The sequence below is a fragment of the Psychrobacter celer genome (assembly GCF_016107555.1).
In the GTDB taxonomy this organism is placed as follows: Bacteria; Pseudomonadota; Gammaproteobacteria; order Pseudomonadales; family Moraxellaceae; genus Psychrobacter; species Psychrobacter celer.
This window is the reverse complement of sequence record NZ_JABASU010000023.1, coordinates 1-12891: the sequence shown is the minus strand read 5'-3', so window position 1 is coordinate 12891 and position 12891 is coordinate 1. Positions and strand designations below refer to the sequence as shown.

Sequence of the window (12891 nt, the reverse complement as noted above, 5' to 3'; positions counted from 1 at the left end):
GCTGTTGATAATAAACTACATTGTTTACAGTATTAGTCACTACTGCCGACTAAAGACTTAGGGTTTTTTCTCCACGTGCGATACCGATGACGCCTGAGCGAACCACTTCCATAATACGCTCGCGGCCAATCACATCGATAAAGCCGTCGAGCTTGGCTTTATCACCGACGATTTGGATGGTATATAGATTGGATGTCACATCCACGATTTGTGCGCGGAAGATATCAGCACTACGCTTAATTTCCTCGCGTACGCTGCCAGTCGCGCGCACTTTGATCAACATCAGCTCACGCTCGACATGGATATTATCCGTCAGATTCAGTACCTTAACCACTTCGATTAATTTATGCAATTGTTTCGTGATTTGCTCGATTCGCTCAGGTGAGGTAATGGTCGTCACGGTCAGACGCGAGATACTTGGGTCATCAGTGGGCGCGACGTTTAGCGTCTCGATGTTATAGCCACGCTGGGAAAACAAGCCGACCAAACGCGACAACGAACCCGCTTCGTTTTCCATCAATACCGAAATCAGATGTTGTTGTTGCATTAGGTGCGCTCCCCTTTTGTTAACCACATATCACGCATGGATTGACCCGCGATTTGCATTGGATATACATGCTCATGACGATCGACATAAACATCGATAAATACCAGTCTGTCTTTGATTGCCATGGCTTCGGCCAACTGAGCCTCCATCGTCGCAGGATCGGTGATTTTGATACCGACGTGACCATAGCTCTCTGCCAACTTCACAAAATCTGGTAGTGAATTCATATAAGACTGTGCGTGACGGCCTTCATACAGCATGTCTTGCCACTGCTTAACCATACCCAGCTGAGCATTGTTTAGGTTTAATATTTTGACAGGTAGATTGTATTGCAAGCAAGTTGATAGCTCTTGGATATTCATCTGAATAGAGCCTTCACCAGTGATGCACACCACATCGCGCTCAGGCCTTGCAAGCTTGGCCGCCATTGCATAAGGCAGTCCTACACCCATGGTGCCAAGACCACCTGAGTTTAGCCATTGACGCGGCTCATCATAGGTATAATATAAAGCGGCAAACATCTGATGCTGACCGACGTCACTGGTGATAATGGCTTTGCCATCTGTCACTTTGCACAGTGCTTGGACGACGCTTTGCGGCTTGATACCTTCATCGGTACTGGTATCGTAGCGCAAGCCATGACGCGTACGCCACTCGTTGATTTGTGACCACCAATCTTGCAAGGCGTGCTGCTCAAGCTCTTTGTCATCACCGATGATACCTAGCATATCTGTCAAGACCGCCTTGACATCCCCGACGATTGGAATATGGGCATTGATCGTCTTAGAAATGGAAGCCGGATCGATATCGATATGGATAATCGTCGCATTTGGACAGAATTTTTTGACGTTATTGGTCACGCGGTCATCGAAGCGCGCACCAATTGCCAAGATGACATCCGCATGGTGCATGGTCATGTTGGCCTCATAAGTGCCATGCATACCTAGCATACCTAAGAACTGACGATCGGAGCCTGGGAAGGTGCCAAGCCCCATCAATGTATTGGTCACAGGTAAGTTTAAACGATGAGCAAGATCGGTCAGCTCTGCGTGGGCCTTACTCCAAATCACACCGCCGCCAGCATAGACGACAGGGCGCTGCGCTGATAATAGGTTCTCAACCGCTTTTTTGATTTGACCGCTATGGCCTTTTTGTGATGGCTGATACGAGCGCAAGAATACCTCAGCAGGATACTCGTAAGCGTACTTTTCACTAGGAGCCGTCATGTCTTTTGGCACATCGATAACCACAGGACCTGGGCGTCCAGACTGGGCGATATAAAAGGCTTTTTTGACGATCATCGGGATTTCGCTGGCATGGCGCACCTGAAAGCTGTGCTTGACGATAGGGCGTGATACCCCAACCATATCTGTTTCTTGGAAAGCGTCTTCACCAATCAAGCTGCTTGGCACCTGACCTGAAATCACCACCATCGGAACTGAATCCATAAAGGCGGTTGCGATGGCCGTCACCGTGTTGGTCGCACCAGGGCCTGAGGTGGCGAGCACCACCCCTGTCTTGCCTGTCACGCGTGAATAGGCATCTGCCATATGACCTGCGGCCTGCTCATGACGTACCAAAATATGCTCAATGGCGTCTTGTTGAAACAAAGCATCATAAATATGAAGTACCGCGCCACCTGGGTAACCAAAAATATAGTCAACCCCTTCATCGGTCAGCGATTGCACCAACATCTCAGCACCAGATAGCATCACTGGCTGCGCACTACCCTCTGCAAGACGTTGCTGTTTTTCTTCGAAGTTTTTTGCGGCATTACCCGTCTGGGTATGTCCGGTCATATTCGGACTTTGCGTGGTTTGCGTCACTGTCATCACCTTTTTTTGCGGCGAGAATTTGCGGTGTTTTATAATAAAAACCATTACCGACTGGTGTGATTTTTAGCACCATAAAACAAGCGCCAACTCTTATCCATATCAAGAATGTGTGCCCACCATACGTAAGTCATACTGTTTGGACACAGCATCAGACTCAAATACAGCAAGGTATTGAGGTCAGTTTGTGACAGGAAGTTATCGATGTACGATGACAAGATACGAGTGCATCTATAAAAGAATCTTATTATTGAAGGGGATTACCAAGCAGCTGTTCTCAAAACCTTTGTTTTAAAAACCGTTGTTTTAAAAACTTAGCATCTGTCAGACTAACGGATGCAAAGGCGTTGACACAATATACATAAATCATTATAAACAAATCAGATAGCACTCATGGTTAGTGGCGGATAACAAGGTCGTTAAGCCCTATAACCGACTATTGATTTCGTATTATCATTACATATCAAGCCGTTTTTGAGACAAACGTAAGCATGACACTTAGTAGGGTTCAAATAACAAGTTTATCTTAGTCATTGTAGACAGATAAGTCCGGAGACAATGTATTTTGTGATTTGTGGTGGTCTTCCTGATCACCCTCACAACACATCATCACAAAGAAAACAAAACCGTGCAAGCTACCGATAAGTAACCTGTGGTCCTTGTCCTCAAGTGCCACGGCAATATCATAAAAGCCGCTCACTGACCAATCAACTGTCCTTATATTCGATGGTTTATCAGCTATTGTCAAGAAAAACTTATATCTCCTATCCCTAACTATTGGTTATTAAATAATATACATTGATAAGAATTATTTGATAGAATCAAACCTCGGTACATTTTTAGTACCATCTAAATACTAGAGTGTTATATTTATACCAATATTTTTATTTTGCCACTTAAGAGGAACTCTGCTATGGCATATGCGTTTTCACAATATACTGCTACCAAACTCCTTGTCAGTGCGAGTATGGCAGGTATGCTAATGCTGTCGATGAGCGCCAGTCATGCTATTCAAGTGTATAAGTCTATCGGCGCGCACGGTGAAGTAAAATATAGCCAACATGCACCGCAAAATGGCAAAAATGTCGAGTTAATTGAATTTCGCAGCGATGGACGGCAAAACAACGCCGGAGAAATGGCGGGAAAAACAGATGCCAGTCAAAGTAGCAATGCTCAGACCGCCGAGCAGCAACGCGTGGCACAGCTAGAGGCTCGCATCAAAGAGCAAGAGGCACAAGCCAATGCACAGCGTTGTCAGTCACTACGTAATAACTTAACCAACCTCAATGTCGGTGGCCGTATCTATGAAATGGATGCCAATGGCAAACGTCAATATTTGGATGGCCGAGAGATTGAGCTAAAACGTGAACGGGTGCAGCAAGCAATTGATCAATATTGTGGTAACTCTGCAGCCTTGTAAACTAACGCTCGGCGCATTGCGGTTCGCCGCTTATGCCAGTGGATTGGGGCGTGCCTTCATCTCTCGCCCATTTAGATGACTATCTACTCAATTGAGGACACGCCCTACCTATAGCGTTATCGGTCTTACTGTTGATCTTACTACCAGCTGTCATCACTGACGGTAAGTTCCTGCATGACATGACGAATGGCCGCCGGCATATCTTGCGCCTGTAGCCCTCGTTGACCAATCAATAACGCCGTTTTATCGGTTTGATTGATCAACATATCGCCTGCCATACCGTGTAGAAGCACTGCTTGCTGTAGACCGCGCGACTCTCTTATCAAGTCATTTTGCGCCAGCAGTCCAGCAATCAGGCCAGATAGGACATCGCCCATGCCTGCTGTCGCCATGCCTGCATTGCCTGCCGCACAGACATAAATCTGTGCCTGCTGCTCTCTTTGCTCTAGCACCAATGACCCTGCCCCCTTCAATACCCAATCACCGCCATAATCTGTCGCACACTGTCTAATAGCAGCCAATCTGTCGCTCTCTACTTGACTGACTTCCATACCTAATAGCTTTGCGGCTTCACCACTGTGCGGTGTCAGGCAGACTGAGTGATGGGCGCTATGCTGTTGCAAGGCGGCGATAAGCGGGTGATGCTCCTTATGCAAATCCGCCAGATGATACAGGCCATCAGCGTCGATGACGATTGGTTTTTTTTCTGCAATGGCAGCTTTTAGATAGCAGACAAATAATTTTTTGGCTTTATCATCACGTCCCAAGCCCATACCGATAGCGATGACGCTGGCTCCCTTAAGCAATTGCATTACCCCATCGACATCATGTAGGTTTATCGTCATGGCATCAGGCAGTGAGGTCAGCAAGGCTGCATGAAAAGCTTCATGACATGCCACAGTGATCTTACCTGCTCCCGTTGCCATGGCACTAGAAGCTGATAGTATCGCCGCACCGCCCATCCCTTGCGAGCCATCTACACGGTTGCCACCGATGATGAGCACATGGCCATAGCTGCCTTTATAGCTGTTTTGCTGGCGAGGGGTTAGAGCGTACGCACTTGTGACCAGCTTTGCCACCGGTTTAAGAGCATTATCCTCCAGCGCATAAGGTATCAGCGCGATGTCGACGACTTGGCCACTATAATCCATACCGTCTTTGGTATGCAGACCAAACTTACGCGCCACCAAGCACAGAGTCATATCTGCCTGTATCGCGGCACCAGCAAACACTTCACCTGTCGCCGCGACCAAACCACTAGGAATGTCCACCGCAATCACAAACGGCTTATAGCATTTGGCCAATTGGTTAAATCGATAAATAGCGCTCTGGTAGATGCCTGCTGGCGCACGGTCCAACCCAATGCCAAAGATTGCATCGATATAGACATCAGCATCCACTGCATAACCACTCGCTTGCCATGTACTCGTATCAGCATCGATATCAGGGCTAGCGTCCCACTCAGCGCACATCTCTTCAAAGCGCTGATAACGACACCCCTTTGCCAATGCTGTTTGTTTTGCGCTTTCGGCATCAGAGATAGATGTCGCACTATTTATATCAGTATCCTGTATTTTAGAGCTATCTGTCTCAAGATCGTCTTTACTAAAACCAACTGTCACGACCTGTACCTGCCAGCCCATGCGCTGTAGATAATGCGCAAGGAGCCAGCCATCACCGCCATTATTGCCCTTACCTACCCAAATACTTGCCCGCTGCTGATACCTATGACGACGGGCAGGTGTACCGTTAATAGAGGCCGTCGCGCATTTTTGTTCATGTGCCTTTTGTATATACTGCGCCATCTGCCACGCTGCTTGCTGCATAAGCCCAAAGCTATCATGCCCTTGTGCAAACCAAGCCTGCTCCATGGCATAGACCTGCTCACTGTTATACAGTGCCGTGGTCTCATTGGGCATTATTGACGCTAATGCTGATAAATGACAATCCGGTTTCATATTTGCTCCTTTATTCATTTTTATGCTTGCACTCCATACTCACTGCCTTATCATAGCGATACTTCTTTGATTTTTATTATTCTTTATGTCTACTCTCTCAAAACCGGACTTACCCGATACCTCTAACGGCCAGACAGCGGCTGCGACGCCTGCTCCCCTATCGCAGGTACCTAGCAAAAAAATCGACGTCAAAAGTGACTCACCATTCACAAGTGCCGAGGATGTCAAGCAGTGGATTAAGTCTCAAGCACAGACGTTGGGGTTTGGGGACTGTGGTTTTCTCTCCGTGCATCATCCATTATTTGCTCAGCAGATGACGCAGCTACAGCAGTGGCTGGCAAAAGGCTATGAAGGACAGCTGCAGTTTATGCACAACAATCACCATTTGCGCGCTCACCCCGATCAACTGGTAGAAGGTGCCAAAACCATCGTCAGTGTGCGCATGGATTATTTGACGCAGACGCCTACGCCGCGGACGGTCGCTGATAACGATTTTCCCAATCAAGGCATCATAGCGCGTTATGCACGAGGGCGCGACTATCATAAAACCATGCGCAGTCGTCTAAAGCAATTGGCATTACAAATCGAAGCCATGCTTCCTGAATGGCAACACCTGAATATCGGCTCGGCGCAAGAGTTTGTTTTTCGGCCATTTAGCGACTCAGCCCCCATCTTTGAGCGGCCAATCGCAGATGCCGCTGGTCTTGGCTGGACAGGCAAACATACTTTGCTGCTCAACAAACAAGCAGGCTCTTTTTTTGTACTAGGAGAGCTGTTCATCAGTCTCGAGCTGCCAGACGACGCTCCTGTCAAGTCGCATTGCGGCAGTTGTAGCGCTTGTATTGATGTCTGCCCCACTCAGGCCATTGTCGCGCCTTATGAGCTAAACGCCTCTGCTTGTATCTCTTATTTGACCATCGAACATGATGGTATCATCGATGAAAAATATCGCCGCGCCATTGGCAATCGCGTCTTTGGCTGTGATGATTGCCAGCTCATCTGTCCGTGGAACCGTTATGCCAATATTACAACTGTCGAAGACTTTGCACCGCGGCACAGTCTTGACAACAGCAGTTTGCTTGAGCTGTGGCAATGGCAAGAAGCGGATTTTATGCAAAAAACTCAAGGCAGCCCGCTTAGACGCACAGGCTACGTTAATTTTTTACGCAATATCGCGATTGCACTTGGCAATGCCAACGGCAGTCAAGAGGTCATTACCCAGTTGCAGGCTAAGCTGCAGACCCATAACGCCATGCTAGACGAGCATATACATTGGGCAATCGCTGAACAACAACAAAAGCTCAGCGATAATGATGCTTAATATCCTGTCTCATCACAGCTGCTTACGGTTAGTCGCTTCTTATGGCGAGTCGCTGCTTAGTCAAATAGCTTTAACCAGTGATGTCAACAATCTCTTACCCAATAAAAAGCGTCTCTTATGTAAGAGACGCTTTTTTGCCAATGAGCAATTTTTTTAATACAGTAATCTCAGGCTTATCTGCCTATTGTATTAAGCTATCACATTAAGGTTTTGGAATACGTAAGACTTGACCTGGGTAAATTTTGTCTGGATCAGATAACATGGGCTTATTGGCCTCAAAAATCTTCATATAATCCCCAGATGAGCCATACACTTCTTTGGCAATCTTCGATAAGCTATCGCCAGATTTTACCGTATACATGGTTGATTCTGGAGCATCTTCTTCGATATCGATATTATCGATGACTTTTGCTACATTTTGCACGTTACCGATAGCGATAATGGCTTTTTCGCGGTCTGCTTGTGTCTTGGCATTACCGCTGATTTCTGCAGTATCTGTCGTACCATTGTATTTGATCTTTAGATTGCTGATATTCAGATTTTGCTGCTGAATACGGCGAAGCAAAATATTGGCTACTGACTGGGCAGAAGGCTCAGTGCTCTGTACTGGGGTGTTGGCATCTGCTTTGGTCTCTGATTTGGCGTCATGTTTGGCATCATCACGGTTAAAGATTTTTTCGCCGATGTCTTTTGCAAAACTAAAAATACCCATCTAACTACTCCTTGAACTATTGTTATTTGTTATGCATCGTTATTGTTGTAGATAATGTCTCACTATCAGTGATGTCAGTCATCTTCCTCGTATATAAACGTTAATACGATGACTTCATATGCAATTAATTCATACACAGCATCAAGCCATATACAACGATGTCTGCATCACGTCGACATTTTGAGTATAACAAAAACGCTTCATTTAAATAGTAAGAGTATGTTGAGTAATGTTAATTTCATAAAGTATATGTTAATACTTTGAGATTGTTAAACACTCAAATGTACCATTGAAGTCCATATATGAAATGCGACAAGCACAAAAAACCGCCAACCCATAGGGCAAGCGGCTTTTTAGACTGGCTGAGCCAATCAGATGACTACAGCATTATAGCTGGGCTTGTACGTAATCGATTGCTTTTTGAACCGTCGTCAACTCTGCAGAGTCTTCGTCAGGGATAGTGATACCAAAATCACTTTCAAATGACATTACCAATTCAACCAAATCTAGTGAATCTGCACCTAGATCTTCCATGAATGAGGCGTCATTGTTGATGTCTTCAACGTTCATACCCAATTGCTCAGCCACAGCTGATTTAACTCTTAGCTCGGTATCGTTGCTCATGTAGATTGCTCCTTTATCATCTATTATTTTTAATAAACTGCTATAGCGTGCAGTCTACACTCTATAGCAGGGTATATAAAATGGGATTTGCCAGATCAGCGACATCGCCGTCTGAGTACTCTATGACACCTGATACAGTCTGTCTAATGTCTACTAAAGTCCTGTCATGATACAGTGCTTTGACATAAAAGTATCCGTCATTATAACACCCTTTATTATAGTTTACACTCGTTCACACAGTTTTTTATTATTTCTATGTAACACTTGTGCGTCACTTTACATATACATCCCGCCATTGACTGGAATGACTGCGCCAGTTATATAGCTGGCCTCATCGCTGGCTAGGAAGTGTACAGCAGCAGCGATATCTTCTGGCTGACCCAAACGGCTGATGGGGACAGCGTCGAGCATCGAGTTTAGCAAGCGCTCGTCCAACTCGTCCGTCATGTCCGTTTCGATCAGACCTGGTGCGACGCAGTTGATGGTCACCTGTCTTGAGCCAATCTCGCGCGCCAGCGTCCGACTAAAGCCTTCGACACCCGCTTTGGTAGCAGCATAGTTGGACTGACCTGCATTACCCATCTGCGCCACCACAGAGGTGATATTGATGATGCGTCCACGGCGTGCTTTCATCATGCCGCGTACCGCACGTTTGCTCATACGATAGACTGAGGTTAAGTTGGTATCGACGACGTTTTCCCAATCCTCGTCTTTCATACGCATTAGCAACCCGTCTTGGGTGATACCTGCATTGTTGACCAATACTTGTACGGCACCGTAGACGCTTTCAATCTCTTCAAATAACTTTTCGATTTGCGTGGTATCACGGACGTCTAATACGCGGCCGATACCACCGCTATCGTGTAGATACTCATCAATCAGCTCAGCGCCCTTTTCGGTGGTCGCCGTGCCAATCACAAAGTGTCCTTCTTTTGCAAACCGCTTGGCGACAGCTTTACCGATACCGCGACTGGCACCAGTGACTAGGGTAATTGTGCGGCTCATGATAACACCTCCATTAACTTATCTAGACGGGCAGGCTTATCTGTAGGATAGCTGGTAATCGGCTGTGCTTGGCGCTTGGCCAAGTTGCTGAGTACGTTGCCACTGCCGCATTCGATTAATACATTGATTTGTTTATCAGCCAGCTCTTGCATGGTCTGTGACCACAAGACCGGTTGGCTTAGTTGCTCAGTCAGTGCTTGTTTGATGCCAGCGGCACTGGTTTCAACGCGCGCATGGCGATTTTGAATCACAGGAATGGTGGCTTGATCAAACTTGATACCTGCCAATATCTCGGCTAGGGCGTCACTTGCAGGCGCCATCAATGCGCAGTGAGACGGTACACTGACCTTCAAAGGTATGGATTTTTTGCCCGTATTTTGTACTTTATCGATAACGGCATTCACGCCAGCTGCGTTGCCCGAAATGACCACTTGCCCTGGACTGTTAAAGTTAGCAGCGCCCACGATGGCGTCATCGACATGCTCGGTCGCTTGCTCGCAGAGGTTTTCGACTCGGTGATCCTCTAACCCCAACACAGCTGCCATAGCGGTATCTACACCGACCACAGCCTCTTGCATCAACTGGCCGCGTTTATGCACTAAGGTGACGGCATCGGCAAGTGAGATCACTTCAGCGGCGCAAAGGGCGCTGTACTCACCTAACGAGTGACCCGCTAGGTAGCAAGGCGCAGTGGTGATTTTTTGTTGTAAGATACGCCAAATTGCCATACTTGCTGTCAGTAGCGCAGGCTGCGTATATTGGGTTTGATTGAGCTTTTCTTCGTCTTGACAGATTGCCCATAAGTCCTCGCCAAGCGCGTCGCTGGCTTCGGTAAAGGTTTCACGAATCTCTGGGTAGATGTCAGCAAGCTCGCTAGTCATCCCGACTACTTGCGATCCTTGTCCAGGAAAAATCACCGCCATACGAATCGGCTGCTTTTTTACCATATCGGGTACAGAGGCCATAACCAATATTCCTTATTTAATTGGAAATATCCCTAAATCAATGGGGGTTATTATATTATTAAATACTGTATAAAGCCGTTGATTTGACGTTTGGTCTAAAAAACGGAACATTCGTAAACTATACACTGACACACGCTATTATCATAGTAGGTGGTGCGGCAAAGGTGAGCAAAACCCTGACTTAATAGATGGTAGCTGCATCGGTGCTTGTCTACAAAAGAGAGTAACATCATACGCTTTTTAGACAAAAAGTCTAAAAAAACGATAGCAAAAAGCCAAGTTATCCAGCCACATAATTTATGATAGCGAAATAACTTGGCTTTTTTTGGCTTAAAGCGAATTGCTTCATAACAGCAACACAAAAATAATGATAGTCACCTGTACTATCATTATTTTGTATTGACCATTATAGAACCAACGACTTAAGCGTCTTGACTGACCTTAAATAACTGACGGCCACGGTAGAAACCATCTTTGGTCATATGATGACGACGATGTTTTTCACCAGTGGTAGCATCTACGCTTAGCTCAGCCACTTCCATACGATGGTGTGAACGGCGCATGTCACGACGAGAACGGCTTTTACGACTTTTTTGAACAGCCATGATATAGCTCCTATACTTAAAGGGATAAGCTTAAAATTCAGCTTTAGTCGATACTGACAGAGGCTATAGAATCACAACAACCTAAGTCTTAAGCATCATTGGTTAAATAGATTGCCACCTACATAAAGTGCTGACTACGTCTAAAATCGATAGAAAATTTGCCCAGTCAGCTTCTATCAGCAAGCAACTTGTTGCTAGAATGCAATAAACCGGACATTATACGCATGTTTGATGGATTAATAAAGCCCTGCCTTTCACTCTTTGATAGAAAGCGGATAAAAGGCATCATAATCTGCCATAGGCTCATTTGCCACCGCGGTTATAGTTTGCCTTTGAGCGATGCCAATGCTGCAAAAGGATTTTCGTTTTCTTCTTCCTCTGGAATCTCACCAAACTGCTCAACACTCATTTCACAATCATCGTGCTTAGGGGCCATGGGTGTTTTGAGCAATATCTCATCTTCTACCAGCTTTTTTAATGGCAGCAAGTTTTCTGGTGATTGCTCAGGAATGATTTCATCAAGTAATAAATAATCTTGCTCTTCATCGACCAAGCTTATTTGGCTGTCATCATCCAACAACGCGATGTCATAATCATCAGACAAATCAATGGCAATTGGCTGCAAACAGCGCTGACAGGTGAGCCAGATATCGCCCGCCAAGGTAAAGGCGAGATGCAGCACATTATTATGACGGTATAATTGAGTATTTAGCTGTATTATTTGTTGCTCATGCTCTGTGGTCAATATGGCAGCCAAACGCTCAAAACTGCGTGGTTCTACCTCTCCTGCCCACTCAAACCCACTGTCGGCCCATTTATCTAACGAGATATTTTCAGGCATAACGCTTGATACGGACGCTTTTTTATGGTCAGTGTTATTTGCTGACGGCTTATTTTCTAAAGTGTTTGACATGCGCGGCCTCATTCATCAAAACGGTGTATAATATTGCCTGCAATACTAACGGAAAGCACCGAGGGGTGCCAGCGCTAGTATGTTACTATTTTTTGATACCGGCTATATTTACCGCATTGTCGCTTCACTCTGCCGCTTGGCCTTCGCTCACAAGGTCTTTTGTCTTTATTCTCTATTTGCTCTGTATCCGATCTATGACTTGTTTTACCCATCCAATGGACTTTTCTACCCTCCAGCCCCGTATTCATGCGCCGATATTACATCAGCGTCTGAGCCGCTTAATAGCCTCTAGCCACCCAGATAATACGCCATCATCAATCATGACAAACGCGCACCTATCAATCTGGCAAGAGGGCTGGCAAAAAATATCTACTACAAAGGTAGACAGTGGCCAGCAGCCTTCAGTAGCAGATAGTGAACAAGCGGTGACTGATTGGCTGATTGATTTGTTTAATACAGTGTTTGCGCATCAAAAGGTTGTATTGGTTCGTGGTCAGAGTGAGCCAGAATACTTCCCTGCAACAGCCACTCTACCAGCGAGAATTGAGTTCGCGCATGGGTTCTTTGCCAGCGCTCTGCACGAGCTTAGCCATTGGTGCATCGCTGGTGAGGCACGTCGGCAGTTGGCAGACTTTGGCTACTGGTATGCCCCAGATGGCCGTAGTGAAGCGCAGCAGCAAGCATTTGAGCGCGTAGAGATCAAACCGCAAGCCCTAGAATGTTTATTCACCTTAGCATGCGGGCGTGTGTTTCAAGTGTCACAAGACAACTTGTTTGCGGACTTCGATACCAGCGGTAGCACCTTTGCACTCGACGTATATCAGCAAGCTGAGGACTATATCGCCCGCCCTCATACCCTGCCCCGCGATGCTAAAACCTTATTGCATACTTTTTTGTGCGTGTGCAATTAATTTAGGGGCTGTCCTAGATAAGTAAAATTATTTAGGATAGCACTATGAGAAAGAGTAAACTAAGTTGGTATAAACAAA

General features: G+C 46.1%; 12 protein-coding genes. 3 read left to right on the top strand and 9 right to left on the bottom strand.

The annotated features are described in order from the left end of the window. Positions 1–49: 49 nt before the first annotated feature. Both ilvN and JFC05_RS10205 read right to left on the bottom strand, forming a co-directional pair. Positions 50–547, bottom strand: coding sequence for an acetolactate synthase small subunit (gene ilvN / locus JFC05_RS10210; RefSeq protein WP_192994616.1), 498 nt, complete (start codon positions 545–547; stop codon positions 50–52). Continuing rightward, a complete protein-coding gene (locus JFC05_RS10205) occupies positions 547–2259 on the bottom strand; it encodes an acetolactate synthase 3 large subunit (RefSeq protein ID WP_198336828.1) in 1713 nt (570 codons plus the stop codon). Before JFC05_RS10205 ends, ilvN begins: the two co-directional genes overlap by 1 nt. A gap of 1033 nt (positions 2260–3292) precedes the next feature. On the opposite strand from JFC05_RS10205, the gene JFC05_RS10200 reads away from it, so the two are divergent. After that, positions 3293–3799 carry a DUF4124 domain-containing protein gene (locus tag JFC05_RS10200; RefSeq protein ID WP_105244920.1) on the top strand — a complete coding sequence of 169 codons (507 nt, stop codon included), beginning with the start codon at positions 3293–3295 and terminating at the stop codon, positions 3797–3799. A gap of 140 nt (positions 3800–3939) precedes the next feature. Here JFC05_RS10200 and JFC05_RS10195 read toward each other — a convergent pair whose 3' ends face one another. Beyond that, a complete protein-coding gene (locus tag JFC05_RS10195) occupies positions 3940–5757 on the bottom strand; it encodes an NAD(P)H-hydrate dehydratase (RefSeq protein ID WP_198336809.1) in 1818 nt (605 codons plus the stop codon). Positions 5758–5842: 85 nt separating this feature from the next. Between JFC05_RS10195 and queG the strand changes: the two genes are divergently transcribed. After that, positions 5843–7078, top strand: a complete 1236-nt coding sequence (gene queG, locus JFC05_RS10190) for a tRNA epoxyqueuosine(34) reductase QueG (RefSeq protein ID WP_198336808.1) — start codon at positions 5843–5845, stop codon at positions 7076–7078. Between the two features lie 202 nt (positions 7079–7280). On the opposite strand, the gene lysM is transcribed toward queG, so the two are convergent. From lysM to JFC05_RS10160, 6 genes are all read right to left on the bottom strand, one after another. Next, a complete protein-coding gene (gene lysM, locus JFC05_RS10185; RefSeq protein ID WP_105244917.1) occupies positions 7281–7790 on the bottom strand; it encodes a peptidoglycan-binding protein LysM in 510 nt (169 codons plus the stop codon). 387 nt (positions 7791–8177) lie between these two features. Next, entirely contained in the window at positions 8178–8414 is a 237-nt protein-coding gene (gene acpP / locus JFC05_RS10180; protein WP_068034635.1) for an acyl carrier protein, read from the bottom strand. Positions 8415–8690: 276 nt separating this feature from the next. After that, complete coding sequence (gene fabG / locus JFC05_RS10175) at positions 8691–9419, bottom strand: 3-oxoacyl-ACP reductase FabG (protein ID WP_198336807.1); 729 nt, start codon at positions 9417–9419, stop codon at positions 8691–8693. After that, on the bottom strand, positions 9416–10384 hold the full coding sequence (gene fabD / locus JFC05_RS10170) for an ACP S-malonyltransferase (protein ID WP_198336806.1): 969 nt from the start codon (positions 10382–10384) through the stop codon (positions 9416–9418). Before fabD ends, fabG begins: the two co-directional genes overlap by 4 nt. 422 nt (positions 10385–10806) lie before the next feature. Next, positions 10807–10989 (bottom strand): 50S ribosomal protein L32, encoded by a 183-nt coding sequence (gene rpmF, locus JFC05_RS10165; protein WP_010196743.1) that lies wholly within the window; start codon positions 10987–10989, stop codon positions 10807–10809. A gap of 319 nt (positions 10990–11308) precedes the next feature. Continuing rightward, positions 11309–11902, bottom strand: coding sequence for a YceD family protein (locus tag JFC05_RS10160; RefSeq protein WP_105244915.1), 594 nt, complete (start codon positions 11900–11902; stop codon positions 11309–11311). Between the two features lie 215 nt (positions 11903–12117). Between JFC05_RS10160 and JFC05_RS10155 the strand changes: the two genes are divergently transcribed. Beyond that, a complete protein-coding gene (locus JFC05_RS10155) occupies positions 12118–12813 on the top strand; it encodes an elongation factor P hydroxylase (protein WP_198336827.1) in 696 nt (231 codons plus the stop codon). Positions 12814–12891 lie beyond the last annotated feature (78 nt).